The 16571-nt window shown below is 71.6% G+C and carries 15 protein-coding genes; 7 read left to right on the forward strand and 8 right to left on the reverse strand.

What is annotated here, in order from left to right; genetic code table 11:
• Positions 1-33 precede the first annotated feature (33 nt).
• From BUE29_RS09675 to BUE29_RS09700, 6 genes are read left to right on the forward strand one after another with little or no spacing between them, the layout of a single operon-like run.
• Positions 34-1296: a glycosyltransferase family 4 protein gene (locus BUE29_RS09675; protein WP_073389107.1), complete on the forward strand. Its 1263-nt coding sequence runs from the start codon at positions 34-36 to the stop codon at positions 1294-1296.
• The gene (locus BUE29_RS09680) at positions 1293-2450 is read left to right on the forward strand and encodes a glycosyltransferase family 4 protein (protein WP_073389110.1); all 1158 of its coding nucleotides are present in this window, start codon (positions 1293-1295) and stop codon (positions 2448-2450) included. The genes BUE29_RS09675 and BUE29_RS09680 overlap by 4 nt, the downstream gene beginning before the upstream one ends.
• Positions 2447-3652, forward strand: a complete 1206-nt coding sequence (locus tag BUE29_RS09685) for a glycosyltransferase (RefSeq protein ID WP_073389113.1) — start codon at positions 2447-2449, stop codon at positions 3650-3652. The genes BUE29_RS09680 and BUE29_RS09685 overlap by 4 nt, the downstream gene beginning before the upstream one ends.
• Positions 3649-4968, forward strand: a complete 1320-nt coding sequence (locus BUE29_RS09690; RefSeq protein ID WP_073389115.1) for an oligosaccharide flippase family protein — start codon at positions 3649-3651, stop codon at positions 4966-4968. Before BUE29_RS09685 ends, BUE29_RS09690 begins: the two co-directional genes overlap by 4 nt.
• A 39-nt stretch (positions 4969-5007) precedes the next feature.
• Positions 5008-5991 carry a CgeB family protein gene (locus BUE29_RS09695; protein WP_073389118.1) on the forward strand — a complete coding sequence of 328 codons (984 nt, stop codon included), beginning with the start codon at positions 5008-5010 and terminating at the stop codon, positions 5989-5991.
• 41 nt (positions 5992-6032) lie between these two features.
• Positions 6033-6764, forward strand: coding sequence for a class I SAM-dependent methyltransferase (locus BUE29_RS09700; protein WP_084180888.1), 732 nt, complete (start codon positions 6033-6035; stop codon positions 6762-6764).
• A gap of 2 nt (positions 6765-6766) precedes the next feature.
• Here BUE29_RS09700 and BUE29_RS09705 read toward each other — a convergent pair whose 3' ends face one another.
• The 5 genes from BUE29_RS09705 to BUE29_RS09725 are packed head-to-tail and all read right to left on the reverse strand — an operon-like array spanning position 6767 to position 12734.
• Positions 6767-8134, reverse strand: a complete 1368-nt coding sequence (locus tag BUE29_RS09705; protein WP_073389124.1) for a hypothetical protein — start codon at positions 8132-8134, stop codon at positions 6767-6769.
• A complete protein-coding gene (gene wecB, locus BUE29_RS09710; RefSeq protein WP_234971404.1) occupies positions 8131-9264 on the reverse strand; it encodes a non-hydrolyzing UDP-N-acetylglucosamine 2-epimerase in 1134 nt (377 codons plus the stop codon). Before wecB ends, BUE29_RS09705 begins: the two co-directional genes overlap by 4 nt.
• A 21-nt stretch (positions 9265-9285) precedes the next feature.
• Entirely contained in the window at positions 9286-10551 is a 1266-nt protein-coding gene (locus tag BUE29_RS09715) for a nucleotide sugar dehydrogenase (protein WP_073389130.1), read from the reverse strand.
• A 39-nt stretch (positions 10552-10590) separates the two neighbouring features.
• Positions 10591-11709 carry a polysaccharide biosynthesis C-terminal domain-containing protein gene (locus BUE29_RS09720; protein ID WP_073389133.1) on the reverse strand — a complete coding sequence of 373 codons (1119 nt, stop codon included), beginning with the start codon at positions 11707-11709 and terminating at the stop codon, positions 10591-10593.
• Complete coding sequence (locus BUE29_RS09725; protein ID WP_073389136.1) at positions 11706-12734, reverse strand: polysaccharide biosynthesis protein; 1029 nt, start codon at positions 12732-12734, stop codon at positions 11706-11708. Before BUE29_RS09725 ends, BUE29_RS09720 begins: the two co-directional genes overlap by 4 nt.
• 199 nt (positions 12735-12933) lie before the next feature.
• Between BUE29_RS09725 and BUE29_RS09730 the strand changes: the two genes are divergently transcribed.
• Positions 12934-14397, forward strand: coding sequence for a tyrosine-protein kinase domain-containing protein (locus BUE29_RS09730; protein ID WP_073389139.1), 1464 nt, complete (start codon positions 12934-12936; stop codon positions 14395-14397).
• Here BUE29_RS09730 and BUE29_RS09735 read toward each other — a convergent pair.
• The 3 genes from BUE29_RS09735 to dnaJ are packed head-to-tail and all read right to left on the reverse strand — an operon-like array spanning position 14394 to position 16535.
• A complete protein-coding gene (locus tag BUE29_RS09735; protein WP_084180889.1) occupies positions 14394-14936 on the reverse strand; it encodes an arsenate reductase/protein-tyrosine-phosphatase family protein in 543 nt (180 codons plus the stop codon). The two genes, BUE29_RS09730 and BUE29_RS09735, sit on opposite strands and share 4 nt — an antisense overlap.
• Before the next feature lie 43 nt (positions 14937-14979).
• Positions 14980-15372, reverse strand: coding sequence for a heat shock protein transcriptional repressor HspR (locus BUE29_RS09740; RefSeq protein WP_073389144.1), 393 nt, complete (start codon positions 15370-15372; stop codon positions 14980-14982).
• On the reverse strand, positions 15369-16535 hold the full coding sequence (gene dnaJ / locus BUE29_RS09745; protein ID WP_073389147.1) for a molecular chaperone DnaJ: 1167 nt from the start codon (positions 16533-16535) through the stop codon (positions 15369-15371). The genes BUE29_RS09740 and dnaJ overlap by 4 nt, the downstream gene beginning before the upstream one ends.
• Positions 16536-16571 lie beyond the last annotated feature (36 nt).

Here is a 16571-nt window from a genome sequence, read left to right on the forward strand (position 1 = left end):
GGGCGGACGCGTGTACCCGGCCGGCGGTGACCGATGAGGGTGTCGTTCGTGTCGCAGTGGTACGCGCCCGAGTTCGGTGACGGCGGCGTGCCGAAGGAGATCGTCACCGCCCTCGCCGGGCTCGGCCACGACATGCAGGTGCTGACGGGGTTCCCCAACTATCCCGACGGCAAGGTCTTCCCGGGGTACCGGCAGCGGTTCCACCAGCGTGACGTCGTGGACTCGGTGCCCGTCCATCGCGCCCCGCTGTACCCCAGCCACGACACGCGCCTGCTGCGACGGGCCGCGAACTACCTGAGTTTCGCGACGAGCGCCAGCATGGTCGCGGCCTCGACCCTGCCGGTGGCCGACGCGACCCTCGTCTACTCGAGCCCGATCACCGCGGCCCTGCCGGCGATGGCGATCAAGGCGCGGCGGGGGACGCCGTTCGTGCTCCTGGTCGAGGACATGTGGCCCCAGAGCGTCACGGCGAGCGGGATGTCGCAGGGCTCGGCCGACGGCCCCGCCCAGCGCGCCCTGCACCGGCTGTGCGACGCCATCTACCGCAGCGCCGGCGCGATCGCGGTCACGTCGCCGGGGATGGCCGAGCTGATCGCCGACCGCGGGATCGACCGCGACAAGGTGCACTTCGTGCCCAACTGGGTGGACGAGGACCGGTACCGGCCGCAGCCGTTCGATTCGCGGCTCAAGAGCTCGCTCGGCCTGACACGGCCGTTCACCGTCATGTATGCGGGCAATCTCGGCGAGGCCCAGGGGCTCGAGACCGTGATCGACGCCGCCGCCCTGCTGCGCGAGCACGCCGACATCGACGTGGCGCTGGTGGGGGGCGGGGTCGCCGAGCCGGCATTGCGCCGGCGGGCCGCCGACGCCCGGCTCGACAACATCCACTTCCTGGGCTCCAAGCCGCCGGCGGAGATGCCGTCGGTGCTGGCGGTCGCCGACCTGCACCTCGTCTCGCTGCGACCTACCGAGCTGTTCCGGCGCACCCTGCCGAGCAAGATCCAGTCGCTGTTGGCCGCCGGACAACCGGTGCTCGGCTGCGTCGAGGGCGACGCCGCCGCCCTGATCGAGCGTTCGGGAGCGGGCTGGACGACGACTCCGGGCGAGGCCGCCGAACTCGCGGCCGCGGTGGCCCGGATCGCCACGGTCGAGACCGCGTCGCTGGCGCAGCGCGGAGCCGCGGGGCGCGAGTACTACCTGGCCCATTTGTCGCGGCGTGCCGGTGCGCGGGCGCTGTCGGACCTGCTGGCCGGCGTTCGGCAGACCCCCGGGGCTCGCGGCGAGGACGGCCGGTGACCGGCAGCGGGCCCCGCGTGGTCGTCACCAGCGCCTACTTCGAGCCGGGGTACAAGGCAGGTGGCCCGATCCCGTCGGTGAAGCAGATCGTCAGCTCGGCCGAGGGCATCCGAATCCTGCTCCTCACCAACGACCGGGACCTCGGCGACACGGCGCCGTACCCCGGCCTGTCCGGTCGCACGGTCACCCGGGGCGACCTCGACATCCTCTACCTCGACCGGCGTCGACCCGGGCACTGGTGGCGGGCGATCAAGACGATCCGCGGCGGCCCCGTCGACCTGCTCTACGTGAACAGCCTCTGGGACCCGTGGTTCACGATCCTGCCGTTGCTGCTGTCGGTGCTGCGAGTGGTACCCGCGCGCCGCGTGCTGGTGGCGCCGCGCGGCGAGCTGTCGGCCGGGGCGCTGTCGATCAAGGCGCGCAAGAAGAAGGTGGTCAAGCCGGTGCTGCGCGCCCTGCTCGGCGTCCTGCGACCGTCCTGGCACGCCTCGTCGGCCATGGACGAGGCGGACATCCGCCGCGCGTTCGGAGCCGACCGGCGGGTGTTCGTGGTCTCCGAGTCGAGCCCGCACGTGCCGTCGACGGCGCCGCTCGAACCGCGTCCGGGACCGGTCCGCCTGGTCTTCGTCTCCCGCATCGTCCCGATGAAGAACCTGCTCACCGTGCTGGCGGCGCTCGGTCACGTCCGCGGCCCGGCCGCCCTCGACGTCTACGGGCCGGTCGAGGACGGGGAGTACTGGCGGCGCTGTCAGGAGGCGATCGCCGCTCTGCCACCGGGGGTGACCGTCGAGTACCGCGGCGTGGTCACGCCGGCCGAGGTGGCCGACACCTTCGCCCGCTACGACGCGTTCGTCCTGCCGACGCTGGGGGAGAACTTCGGGCACGTCATCGCCGAGAGCCTGTCCGTCGGCTGTCCCGTCATCTGCTCGGACCGGACCCCGTGGAGCGCATGCCTGGCGGCCGGTGGGGGCGAGGTGTTGCCCGACCTGACGCCGCCGGCCGTCGCGGCGGTCCTCGACCGGTGGCTCGCGCTGTCGGTGGACGAGCGCGTGGGCCGCCGTCGGCAGGCACGCGACGCCTACGCGTCCTGGCTCGCCGAGCAGTCGGGGCCCGGCGTCCTCGCGCTCGCTCTCACGACGCCCGCCGCGCGATGACGACGCGGATCGCGCTGTTGACGCAGGGCCTCGGCGTGGGCGGCGGCGTCCCGTCGGTGGCGCGGTGGTTGCGCGACGCGATGCGCGCCGAGGGGTTCACCGTCGACGTCCACGACGTGGCGACGTCGGGCCGCGACCCGCACAGTCGCGGGCTCACGCGGCCGCGCACCTGGGTGCGACCGTCGCTCCGCGGCGGCCGTTCCGACGACCTCGACGCCACCCTGTGGGGCGCGAACCTCGTCGAGCTCGAGCCGATGCGCTACCGGCCGCGGCGCGAGCTCACCCGCGTGCTCGCCGGTTACGACCTCGTCCAGGTGGTGGCGGGCGCGCCGGCGCTGGCCTGGATCGCGTCGCGGGTGGGCCGCCCCGTCGCGCTGCAGGTGGCCACCACCGTGGCGTGGGAACGCGCGGCCAAGGGGGTGGACGGCTCGGCGGCCGTGGCCAGGTGGCGCGGGCTGATGACGGCCGCCACGTCGCGCGTCGAGGATCGAGCGCTCCGTCGCGCCGACGTCGTGTTCGTCGAGAACACCGAGATGCTCGCCCACGCGCAGCGCTCTGGAGCGCGTCGCGCCGTGCTCGCGCCCCCGGGCGTGGACACCGACCGTTTCCGGCCGCACCCGGCCGGATGGCAGAGCGCCGGTCCCGTGCTGTCGGTCTGTCGACTGGGTGAGCGTCGTAAGCGGCTGGATCGGCTCGTGGCGGCGTACGCCGAGCTCGCGCGACGCCGGCCGGACGCCCCGCCGCTTCTGCTCGCCGGCCGTGGTCCGGTGCCCGACGACCTCGCGGCGCTCGTCGCACGAAGCGGATGCGCCGACCGCATCTCGGTGCGGGCGGACCTGCCCGCCGACGCGTTGCCGCAGCTCTACCGCTCGGCGTCGGTCTACCTGCAGACCTCGCAGGAAGAGGGTCTCGGTGTGTCGGTGCTCGAGGCGATGGCGAGCGGGATTCCGGTCGTGGCCACGCGTACCGCCGGTGCGCAGGAGTGTCTGGGCGACGAGCGGGCCGGCGTGCTGGTCGGTAACGAGGACGCAGGCAATGCCGCGGCGGTCGCCGACGCGGTCACGGGCATCCTCGACGCCGAGGGGCACACCATGGCTCGCATCGCCCGCGAGCGGTGCGAGACACGCTTCTCGACCGAGGCCGGGATACGCCGATTCGTCGACGAGTACGAGCGGCTGACGGCAACCGCGCGGCCCCGATGACGGCGCAGGTACCCGAGGACACGCCGCCGATCGGCAGCTGGGCCCGCGTCGGTCGTCGGGCCTCGGCCGTGATCGGGTTCGGGACGGTGCGCGGTACCGCGCTCGCGAACGCCGCCACCAGCGTCGTCGCCGCCGGTACGAGCATCGGGCTGGCGCGCGTCCTGGGCGCCGAGGGCCGCGGCGTCTACGCCGCGGCCACGACCTACTTCGGCATCGCCCTCGTCTTCTTCGAGCTGGGCCTCGGGTCGGCCGTGGTCTACTACGCCGCGCGCGACCCGGATCGCCGGGCCGCGCAGGTGCGCACGTGCGGCCTGCTGCTTGTCCCGCTGAGCGTTGCGGCGAGCCTGCTCGCGGTGGTACTCGGCGCCACGGCGTTCGACGAGCATTCGGCCCGCACGGCGTTCTTCATCGTGCCTGCCTGCATCGTCGTCTCGTTCGCGGGCACCGGCGCGACCTTCGCGCTGCAGGCGACCGCACTGACGGGATGGAACCTCACCCGGCTGCTGCAGCCGGTGCTGTTCCTGGTGGTGGTCGCGGTGCTCTGGTCGGCGTCCGCGTTGACCATCGCCACCACCATGTGGGCGCTCGCTGTCTCGCTGCTCGGTCAGACGCTGTTCGCGCGCCGCTGGTTCGCTCGCTGGGGTCACGGCGGTCGGTGGGACCGGAACGTGGCGCGGGACCTGCTCCGCTACGGCCTGCTCAATGTCACCTCCACCGCGCCCAACAACATCAACGGCAGGTTCGACCAGCTCGTGCTCGCCGTCGTGGGTTCGGCGGCGGCGCTCGGGCAGTACGCCGTGGCGGTAACGCTCAGCCTGCTCGCCGGTCCGCTCGCCGTCGCCTTCGGCAACGTGGCCTTCCCCAGACTGGCCGCTGGTTCCGATCCACTGCACACGATCCGCAGATCGGTCCGGGGGGCGACCGTCCTCGCGCTCGGCATCGAGATCGTGATCGTCGTCGTGGCGCCCTGGATCGTGCCCGCCCTATTCGGCCCTCAGTTCGGCGACGTGGTGCACCTGCTGCTGATCCTGGCCCCGGGCGCGGTCGCATTCACCGTCAACCAGGTCCTCGGCGACCTGCTGCGCGGTCTCGGCCGGCCGGGTCTCGTGTCCCGGTGTGAGTGGACCGGCGTGGTCGGCACCGTGGCCGGCTTGGCACTCTTCGCGCCCACTTACGGCGCTGTTGCCGCGGCGTGGACGTCTACCGCGGTGTACGTAGCGGTGCACGTACTGTTGCGGCTGGCATTGCGACGGGCCCTGCGGGAGCGCGACGCCGGCCTCCCTAGCCCTGTGAACGGAGCACGCTTTGCGTCCTGACGTACGGAACCGCAGCCGTTCGCTGCCTGGGAGGCGGCGGTGCGCGTAGGCGTCGTCGGGCCGATCTACGACGACAGCTTCGCCGAGAACGTCGTCGTCACGCTGCAGCAGATGGGATACGACGCCGTTTCGCTCGGCAGCCCCGGCCTTCCCGTCGGGAAGTTGTCGGCCAAGGTCACCGAGTTGGCGCGCCGATTCGGCGCCGAGGCCGAGCAGCTGACTCAGCGGGCCGTCGTCGCGCGGGCGGCGAGGGCGCGCTGCGACGTCGTCATCTCGATCCTGCACGGTCTAATGCCCGACATCGTCGCCGCGCTCAAGGACGTCAGTGACAAGGTCTGCCTCTGGTACCCGGACGCGGTCGCCAACGTCGGCCGCATGGCCATGGCTGCGGCGCCCTACGACGCGCTGTTCTTCAAGGACAGCTGGCTGGCGCAGCGGCTGCGCGACGTCTACGGCCTGCCCGCCCACTACCTGCCCGAGGCGTGCAACCCGACGTGGCATCGGCCGATCGGCGACTACGGCCGCGAACCGCACATCGTCGTCGTGGGCTCGGTCTACCCGACGCGCGCCCGACTGCTCGAGCGGTTGATCCGTGACGGCGTGCCGCTGAAGATTCACGGCAACGGGCTGCCGCGGTGGCTGGCCGGGGGCGCCCTGGCCGACGTGCCGCGGGGTGCCTACATCGCCCGCGAAGAGAAGGCGGCGGCCTTCCGTCGCGCGCGCGGCGTGCTCAACAACCTGCACCCGGGGGAGATGGTGGGCGTCAACTGCCGCCTGTTCGAGGCCGCGGCCTCGGGTGGCGCCGTGTTGTGCGAGCGTCGCGACGGACTCGGCGATGTCTTCGACGAGCCGAGCGAGGTGCTCGCGTTCTCGTCCTACGACGAGCTGCTGGGGCACTGCCGGACCCTGCTGGCCGGACCGGACGTCGGGCGCGCCGTCGGAGCCGCGGCATCCGAACGCGCCCGCCATGAGCACTCCTACGAACGCAGGCTGACCGCCATGCTGGGCGAATTGCACGCTTGACGGCCGTCCGCCGAAACCCGGTCGGATGTGAAGGAGACGCCATGGGAATGTCCGAACAGACCAAGTCGCGATTCTACCGGGCTTACGCGACTACCCATGCCGGCGTGCGCGCCTCGGCCGACGACGACTTGGCGTTCCGACGCGACGTCTACCCCCATCTACCCGCCGACCGTGCGATCCGCACACTCGATGTCGGGTGCGGGCAGGGCGGTCTCGTCCGCGCGCTGCGCGACTGCGGTTACGCCGCGGCCGAGGGCATCGACGTCAGTCCGGAGCAGGTGGAGCTGGCCCACGCTGCCGGTATCGCGTCGGTGACCTTGGGCGATTTCCGCAGCGATCTGCCGCCGGCCAGCTTCGACGTGGTGACGGCGACGGACTTCCTGGAGCACCTGTCCAAGGACGAGGTGGTGGAGGCTTTCGACCGCGTGCTCGACCTGCTGGTGCCGGGCGGTCGGTTCATCGCGCGCGTTCCGAACATGGTGAGTCCGTTCGCCGGTAACTACCACTTCGGCGACTTCACCCACGAGACGGCCTTCACGGCTCGCAGTCTGCGACAGATCGGGTCCGCCACCGGCTTTGACCAGGCCGACGTCCACCCCTGCGACCCGATCCGGCACGGGCTGATCAGCAACGTCCGCGGCTTGGTGTGGAGGGTGTTCTCGTTGGCCATGAAGCTCTCTCTCGCGAGTGAGACCGGCGTGCTGCGCGGTCATCTGGTCACGCAGAACGTCGTCGCCGTCTTCTCGAAGCCGCTCGTACCCACCGAGCGGTAGGGCTACGCCGGCGTCAGCGCAGCACGCTCCGGCGCGAGATCCGGGTGCTCGTCACGCGGCGCGGAACGCCTGGTCCGCAGCCACGCGAGTCCTGCGAGTAGGACGTACGCGGCGACGACGCCGCGCGCCGTTACGAAGTAGGTCTCGTTGGTGCCCTCGTACGAGAGTGCCGCGATCAGCGAGCCGATGGTCAGTAGATACGTCCAGGCCGTCAGTCTGCGGCCGGCAGCCCGGTCCACGAGGCCGAAACCGACCGCGAAGAGGCCTGCAAAGAACAGCAGCCCGATCGGCCCGAAGTAGCCGAGAGCCGCTCCCATCTGCGTGGGGATGAAGTCCGCCGAGTAGCTGAGCGAGAAGTGGTCCTGCAACGCGAACTTCTCCGACCTGTCCGCGAGGGACGTCGAGAGCTTGCCCGGGGCTAGGAAGCTGGGGACTGCGAGCTTGGCGTCGTTCACGACGGTCCCGAGACCTGCCGGGCGCGTGCCGCCGGCCAGCGCGGCCGTCTCGCCGGCTGCGAACGTGTTGCCGTCGATGCGTATCGCGGTGGGCTGCGTGGCGTTGTCGTACTTGGCCGACGCGCCGGTGACGAGTGCGGCGGAGCCCCGGGCGATCAGGCTGAGTCGGGCGGTTGCCGAGGTCGCATTGTTGTACTCATCGCGCCCGAACTGCGCGCGTGCCGCGTTCAAGGACAGCCCGACGAAGCCGGCGATCAGCGCCGCGGCGACGACGGCTCGCAGCCGCACCCGTCGGCCGATGACCGCCAGTCCGACGACCGTCGCCAGCGCGGCGGTGAGGACGTCCAGCCGCTGACCCACGAGCACCTCGGCGGCCATCTCGACGAGGAACGCCGGGACGAACGCGCGCGGGTGCCGGGCGATGAAGCTGATGCTGGTGAGCGTGATACCAAGGGTCGTGAACTGGCCGGCGAGCCCGGACTGCGTCGGGTCGAAGTTCGTCACGGGGCCGGCGACGCTGACGTGGTAACCGCCCCGCGCGACGATGGCGACGAGCGGCGCGGTCAACACGGCCAGGACGCGCCAGTCGAAGACGGTCAGGACGCGCGCCACCTGGCCGGCCGTGACCGGCGCCGGGCTACGCCGGGCGACGAGCGCGTACGCAGCCGCGTAGACCACGCACGCGGCACCGATGTCGAGGTACCAGGCGTCGAGGGAGTGCTGGGGGATCGAGGACCGGTACTGGGACCGGGCGCCCGAGGCAAGTTGGAGCAGCTCGGTGACGCCGTGGAAGACGACCATGGCGAGCAGGAGGTACGTGCCAGTGCGGCGGAACATCGATCGCCGGAACACGACGAACAACAGGGCGACGGCGACGGCCTGCAGGATCAGGCCGAGAAGCAGTGACGTGGTCATCGAGTCGGGTCAGTGGTTGCGGGAGCACGTAGCCCGAGCCATCCACCGTGCACGCCGGCGAGCCCGGCGATGAGTCGGCTCACCCGCAGCGAGACGTCGGGCACCGCGTACGCCGCCGGGACGGCCGGCCGTACGCCCGACTCCCACTGGGCGCTGACGAGTTGGACGGCCCGGCGGATCGCGGCCTCGTCGACGCCGGTGAGCACGATGTTGCCGCCGTCGAGCGCCTCGGGGCGCTCCATCGAATCGCGGACGGTGACGGCGGGAAAGCCGGAGATGGCGGACTCCTCGCTGATCGTGCCGCTGTCGGACAGCACGCACCGGGCGTGCTGCTGGAGCTGGTTGTAGTCGAAGTAGCCGAAGGGTTCGAGGAACTGCACACCGCTGTGGTGGCCGTCCTGCTGCGCACCGAGGTGACGTCGCAGGCGGGGGTGCGTGCTGACCACCACCCGACGGCCGGTGTCGCGGGCGAGCCCGTCGACAGCAGCCAGCAGCGTCGCCAGCCGCGCCGGGTCGTCGATGTTCTCCTGCCGGTGCAGGGAGGCCACGTAGTAGTCACCCGGTTCCAGGCCGAGCCGCGAGAGGACGTCCGAGCCGTCGATCTGGTCCCGGTAGGCGGCGAGGACCTCGGCCATGGGTGACCCGGTGACGAACACCCGGCGGGCGGGGAGCCCCTCCGCCAGGAGGTTGCGCCGGGCGTGTTCGGTGTAGCAGAGGTTGAAGTCGGCGGTGTGGTCGACGATGCGCCGATTCGTCTCCTCGGGCACGTTCTCGTCGAAACACCGATTGCCGGCCTCCATGTGAAAGACCGGGATTCCCATCCGCTTCGCCATGATCGCCGCCAGGCAGCTGTTGGTGTCGCCCAGGATGAGGACCGCGTCCGGCCGTTGCTCCGCCAGAACCGGCTCCACCCCCGACAGGACGCCGCCGAGCGTGGCTCCGAGCGAGGTGACGGGGACCTGTAGCCAGTGATCGGGTTGCCGCAGCCCCAGTTCGCGGAAGAACACGTCGCTGAGCTGCGGATCCCAGTTCTGGCCGGTGTGGACGAGCTGGTGGTCGAACTCGTCGTCGAGCCGGATGATGACCCTGGACAGCCGGATGATCTCCGGCCGGGTGCCAACCACGGTCATGACCTTGAGCATCGAGCCGTCCTAGAGCAGATCGGTGGCTGGTCCATCAGTCACTCTCTGGGTGTCGAGTATGTAGGCAGCGTGACGCTGGACGAAGTCGAAGTCGAAGACCTCGTGGGCCACCGCGATCAGCACGGCGTCCGCGCCGCGCACGACGCTCTCGGTCAGGTCGGCTCGCGCGACGTGGGCCGGCAGCGCATCGGCGGCGACCAGCGGATCCACGACGGTGACCACGGCGTCGAACTGCTTGAGCAGTTCGAGGATCCGGATGGTGGGAGATTCGCGCAGGTCTGCGCTATTGCGTTTGTACGACGCGCCGAGGACCACGATGCGGCTGCCGCGCAGGCTCTTCTCGCGGCGGTTCAGCCCCTCGATCAGGCGCTGCACCACGTAGTCGGGCATGTGGTTGTTGACGTCGTTGGCGAGCTCGATGAACCGGGACGATCGGCCGAGCGTGCGCCTGACCTGCCACGACAGGTAGCTCGGGTCGACGGGCAGGCAGTGGCCACCGACCCCGGGCCCGGGGACGAACTTCATGAACCCGTACGGCTTGGTGGCGGCGGCGTCGATCGTGCCCCAGATGTCGATGTCCATCTGGTGGGCGAAGACGGCGATCTCGTTGACCAGCGCGATGTTGATGTGGCGGAAGGTGTTCTCGAGCAGCTTCGCGAGCTCGGCCTGTCGGGTGCTGGCGACGGGGACGGTCACGTCCACGAGGCCGGAGTAGAACTCGTCCACCGCCGCCAGCGACCGCGCGTCGATGCCGGACACGATCTTGGGCGTGTTGCCGATGTGCCACTGCGGGTTGCCGGGGTCGATGCGCTCGGGGCTGTAACCGAGCAGGAAGTCCGCTCCCGCCGAGAGGCCGGTCAGCTCGGCCAGCAGCGGCGCCACCATCTCGTCGGTGGTGCCGGGGTAGGTGGTGGACTCCAGGACCACCAGCGCGCCCCGTCGCAACTGCGGCGCGAGCTGCCGCACGGCGGTCTCGATGTGAGAGACGTCCGGCAGGCCGTCCTGCAGCGGCGTGGGCACCGTGATGACGGCGACGTCGAAGCCGGCGGCGTCGTCGTACGAGCTCGTCGGCCGGTAGCGGCCGCCGGCGAGCGCATCGGCGACGAGCGCGTCGGTGATGTCCTCGACGTGGGACACCCCGTCGCGCAGACCGGCGACCTTGCGCTCGTCGCTGTCGATTCCGACGACGTGGTGGCCCGCGGCCACGCCGCACATGGCGAGCGGCAGGCCGACGTAACCCTGCCCCACGATGGCGACGTTCTGCGATCGCGTCACGAGCGCGTTCCAGCTCTCCGCTTTCCCGTGATCATGCTGCTACGCGACCTGGTGATGGTCGACCGGCTCGCGGAAGGTGTCGGGATCTTCCGGGTCGAGCAGGGGGCTGGCCCAGAACAGGGTCACCAGCTCGCCGTCGCCGACATTCGTCAACGAATGCGCCCACATGGTGGGCATGTCGACGATGGCGGGGGTGTCGCCGTCGACCCGGAACGTCACGACCTCCTCGTCGAAGAGCCGACGCAGCCTGATCTCCGCGGTACCCGCCAGCACCAGGAACCGCTCGACCTTGCGTCGATGCCAGTGCTCGCCCCGCACCCGTCCCGGCGCCGTCGTCGACGCGAACGACTGACCCTGGCCACCGGATCGCGCGAACTCGAACAGCCGGCCGCGGTCGTCGGCGTGGAGCACCGGCAGGATCGGGAAGGCGTGGGGGAACGTGAACGAACGGTAGGTGTTGAACAGCGCGAGGCGGAAGTGGTCGCCGACGTCGGGGATGTCGCCCGTCGCGTACCGGCCGCTGAACTCGCGCAGCGTCCCGAGCACGGCCGAGACGCTCGTCGGTTCGACGTCGAACCGTGGATCGGTGGTGGAGCCGTCGTCGGCCGCCGAGACGAGCCGGTCGACGGCGTCCTGCACGTGCAGCAGGGGCAGTTCCCGGTCCTCGTGGATCGTGGGCTCCTCGCCGCGGGCGAGCTGGTCGCAGAACGTGGCGACCACCGAGTTGTAGCGCGGTCGGCCGTGCTCGCCGAACAGGTTCGGCAACCGGGCGTCGACGATGCGTGCACCGCGGCTGCGTCCCCAGTCGGCCAGGTGGCTGCTCGCGGCCGACTTGCCGTCGCCGAAGGGCGTCCCGTTGCCGGCCTGGATCGAGTTGGCGAAGACCACGGTGGGCGGCGTCGGCACCGTCCGGTCGAGCGACGCCGTGAGCGTCGCGGCCAGCGAGGAGTTCGCATCGCGCAGCTCGTCGGGCTCGGCACGGTTCGCGCCCGCGAGGTGGTACACCGTCGTGGCGCCCCGCGTCGCCGCGTCGAGCTCGGCCGGTGACGACCACTGCGCCCGGTCGACGGTACGCACGTCGGTGACCCCCGCCGCCCGCAGCGCGCAGCGCAGGTGCCAGCCGAGGAAGCCCGCCGCACCCGTGACGACGACGGTCATCCGGCGCGCCCGCCGAGCAACGCCTGCACCTCGGGCAGGGTGTGCAGCAGCTCGACGGTGCCCTCCACGTCCAGCCTGCGGGTGTTGTGCGACGTGTAGTCGTCCTGGTCGATCTGGCGACGGTCGCCCTCGTCGAAGTAGAGGCCGTAGTCCAGCGACCGGGCGTCCAGGGGGACCCGGTAGTAGTCACCGCGGTCCTGGGCGTAGACCATCTCCTCGCGGCTGAGGAGGGTCTCGTAGAGCTTCTCGCCGTGCCGCGTGCCGATGGTCACCGGCGCCTGCTCGCCGCCGAGCAGCCGCGAGACCGCCGCGGCGAGATCGGCGACCGTCGACGCGGGTGCCTTGCGGACGAACAGGTCGCCGGGGCTCGCGTGCTCGAAGGCGTACTCGACCAGCTGCACCGACTCCGCGAGCGACATGAGGAACCGCGTCATGTGCGGGTCGGTGACCGTGAGCGGCCGGCCGGCGAGCGCCTGCTCCACGAACAGGGGGATGACCGAACCCCGGGAGTACATGACGTTGCCGTACCGGACGACCGAGACGACGGTGCCCGACGCCGGGTTGTTGCGGGCGAAGGCCTGCGCGGTCTTCTCCATCAGGGCCTTCGTCATGCCCATCGCGTTGACCGGGTAGACCGCCTTGTCGGTGCTCAGGCAGACGACGGACGCCGCGCCGGCGTCGGCGGCGGCGTCGATGACGTTGGCGCTGCCCTGGACGTTCGTCCGCACGGCCTGGGCCGGGAAGAACTCGCACGAGGGCACCTGCTTGAGCGCGGCCGCGTGGAAGACGTGGTCCACGCCGTCCATCGCCTCGGCGACGCTGTCGCGGTCGCGCACGTCGCCCAGGTAGAACTTCGCGCGGGGATCGCCCAGGGCGCGCCTGAGGTCGTCCTGCTTGGCCTCGTCCCGGCTCAGGATCTTGACCGTGCCGACGTCGCCCGTGAGCAGCCGTCGGACCATCGTGGAGCCGAACGACCCGGTCCCTCCGGTGATCAGCACCGTCGAGCCCGGGATGCTTCGTGACATCAGCCGAAGGTCCTTCCCCGCTGGGACGCGACAACCTAACACCGTCCCGGTGTTGATGTCGCATGGTGGCGTGTGCACGTACGGTCATATCGTCCGGGTGCGAAGCGAACTGTCCGTGCAGGACACGCTCGGGCACTGCGACGGGTCCACTGCGTGCGATTCGCGTTATTCTGTGCCGGCTCGCTCAGAAGGACGGTAGATGGACCCACGTGAGTTCCTGCGCATTCTCCGCCGGGGCTGGCCCCTGGTGCTCGTGTGCACCGTGTTGGGGGTCGCCGCCGGCATCGGACTGACCGCAGCGACGTCCAAGGTGTACGAGGCGAGCGTCGAGGTCTTCGTCGCCACGTCGCCGACCAGCGACGCCTCGCAGCTGGCCCAGGGCAACGCCTTCACCTCCGACCGGGTGCAGTCGTACACGAGCGTCGCGAACAGTCCGGACGTGACCGACGCCGTGGTCGCGCGGACGCGCCTCGGGCTGACGTCGCAGCAGCTCGCCGACAAGATCACCGCCGACGCGCCGCAGAACAAGACGCTCATCAACCTGCACGTCACCGACGGCAGCCCGACGCGTGCCGCGCGGCTCGCCAACGCCGTCGCCGAGGAGTTCGACTCCGTCGTGGCGCGCAAGGTCGAGCAGACCGACTCCGCCGGCAAGCCCGTCGTCAAGCTGACCGTGATCCACCCCGCGACCGTCCCGACGAGCCCGGTGAAGCCGAACCGGACGGTCAACGTCGGCCTCGGGTTCGTCCTGGGCCTGCTGGTCGGGCTGGGCCTGGTGGTGCTGCGAGACCTCCTCGACAACACCGTGAAGGGACCGGCCGACTTCGAGAACGTCGGGGTGCCGGTGCTCGGGATGATCCCGCTCGACAAGCGCACCGCACGCACCCCGGTCGCGTTCCGCGGCGACCCGCACAGCACGCGATCCGAGGCCTACCGGCAGCTGCGCACGAACCTGCAGTTCGTCAAGGTCGACAACGCGCCGCGCATCATCGCCGTCACCAGCGCGATCCCGGGCGAGGGGAAGTCGACGACGTCGATGAATCTCGCCGCCGCCCTGGCCGAGGCCGGCCACCGGGTGTGCCTGATCGAGGCCGACCTGCGCCGTCCCACCATCGGCAAGACGCTGGGTCTGGTGACCGACGTCGGCTTCACCACCGTGCTCATCGGCCGCACGTCGGTCCTGGACGCGCTGCAGAACATCGGCCGCAACCTCGCCGTCCTCACCTCGGGGCCGGTGCCGCCGAACCCCAGCGAGCTGCTGAACTCCGAGCAGGCGCGCAACGTGATCGCCGAGGTCGCCGCGCACGTCGACTACACCGTCATCGACACCGCGCCGCTGCTCCCCGTCGCCGACGGTGCCGAGGTCGCGGCGATGTCGCAGGCGACCGTCGTCGTGCACCGCGCGGGGAAGACGACCCGCGAGCAGGCGCGCCGGTCGGTGGCGGCGCTGGAGAAGGTCGGCGAGGCGCCGGTCGGGGTCGTCCTGAACATGGTCAGCCGGACGACCGGCCGTTACGACTACGAGAACAACTACTACTACACGTATCGCCCGGAGCGTGACGGCCACGGCAAGCGGGGCGAGGGCGCCGCCGAGCTCTCGCCGGACCAGCTCACGCCGCAGGACCGCGACACCGCGACCGACGAGACCGTCCCGGGGCGCTAGCGGTCCAGGCCGAGGATCCGGACGACCTCGGCCACGCTGTCGTCGAGCTGCCGGCCGACCTCCTGCACGAACGCGGCGGACTGCCCGATCGGGTCGAGGATCTCGTCGGCGCCCGCCTCGGGCGGGTCGACGTACCCGCGCTGGGCGGCCACGGCCGCCACCTGCGCGACGAGTGACTCCGGCGGCTCCACGCGCGCGCCGAGCCGCGCGAACTCCCGCACGGTGAAGGCGCGCCGCATGGCGCGCGGCGTCTCCTGCACCACGCGCGACCGGTGCTCCGACGTGGCCGTCAGGATCAACCCGGCTCGCTCGACGTCGCCCGGTTGCAGCTGCACGGCCACGTGGCCCTCCGGGTCGCCGCCGAGCTCGCGCAGCACCTGCGCCGAGGGCTGGTCCATGCCGCGGCCGACGGCGGCGCGAGTACCGGCGCTGTGCACCCGTACGTCGGCGCCCACCCGCAGCCGCGCCAGCATCAGTCGCTCGGCCATCGGGGATCGGCACAGGTTGCCGGTGCACACGAACAGCACGTCGAAGCTCACGCCGCACAGCGTGTCATCGTCGTGGCACGAGGCCCACGCCGGATCAGCGACGGCGACGCCGGGCGGGCTGCGGCTGCCAGACCACGAGCGCGGTCGAGGCGCCCGAGCGGGCAGCCAGCTCGGCCCGCGCGTGGTCGAGTTCGTCGGCGAGCTCCTTGACCCGCAGCCGCAGCGCGTCGACGTGGGACTCGAGCTCGATGATGCGCTTGATGCCCGCGAGGTTGACGCCCTCGTCCTGCGACAGGCGCTGCACCTCGCGCAGCAACGCGACGTCGCGCAGCGAGTAGCGGCGGCCGCCGCCGGCGGTCCGGCCCGGGGTGACCAACCCCAACCGGTCGTACTGGCGCAGCGTCTGCGCGTGCATGCCGGCCAGCTCCGCCGCGATCGAGATGACGTAGACCGGCGCGTCCTCGGGCGGTGGCTGGTGCCGGGTCACGGGGCGCTCCCGGTCGCCGCCCCCAATGCGGCCGTGATCTCCGGGCGCGGATCCCCGGCCTGCGTGGCCGCGTACGCCTGCAGCGCGGCGCGGGCGGTGTCGTCGAGCTCGGGCGGCACGGCAACCTCCACGGTCACGAGCAGGTCGCCGGCGCCGCTCTTGGTCGGCACGCCCCTGCCCCGCACGCGAAGGGTACGTCCGGACGGCGTCCCCGGGGCGATCCGCAGGCTCACGGGCGCGTCCAGCGTCGGCACCCGCAGCGTCGTTCCGAGCGCCGCCTCGGTGAAGCTGATCGGCACCGCCAACGTCAGGTCGTTGCCCGCCCGGCCGAACAGCCGGTGCGTGCCCACCGCGACGGTGACGAACAGGTCGCCGGCCGGACCGCCGTTGGCCCCCGGCGTGCCCTTGCCCGGCACGCGGACCTTCGCGCCGTCACGCACGCCCGCGGGGATGCGGACGGTGATGGTCCGCGTCTCGGTCGTCGTGCCCGACCCCGCGCACACCGGGCACGGGTCGTCGATGAGCTGACCGGTGCCCCGGCACTCGACGCACGGCTCGCTGAACCCGAACCCGCCCTGGTTGCGCACCACCGAGCCGCTGCCGCCACACGTCGGGCAGCGCCGCGGTGTCGTGCCGGGGCGCGCGCCGCTGCCGTGGCAGTTGCGGCACGCCCCCGGGGAGGAGAGCTTCAGCGGCAGCGTGGTGCCGCGGACGGCCTCGTCGAACCCGAGATCGACGGTCGCGTTCACGTCACGGCCGCGCCGCGGCCCCGACGTCGTGCGGGTACGGCCCCCGCCACCCCCGCCGAACAGCCCGTCGAACAGGTCGTTGATGTTGCCGCTCTGCCCACCGAACAGGTCGGACATGTCGAACGACTGCGACGCGCCCCCGCCCGGGAACCCCCCGCCGCCGCCCCCGAAGCGCGGTCCGCCGCCGGCGAACAGCGCGCGCTGCTCGTCGTACTCGGCCCGCTTCGCGGTGTCCGACAGCACGCCGTAGGCCTCGGAGACGTCCTTGAACCGGCCCTCCGCCGCGGTGTCCCCGGGATGGGTGTCGGGATGATTGTCGCGGGCCAGCTTGCGGTAGGCCTTCTTGACCTCCGACTGCGACGCGTCCTTGGCGACGCCGAGCGCCGCGTAGTAGTCCTTCTCCACGTTGGCCACGCGCGGGTCACCTTCCTTCGTCGTGTCTGGTGCGGT

Source organism: Jatrophihabitans endophyticus, assembly GCF_900129455.1.
Taxonomy (GTDB): domain Bacteria; phylum Actinomycetota; class Actinomycetes; order Mycobacteriales; family Jatrophihabitantaceae; genus Jatrophihabitans; species Jatrophihabitans endophyticus.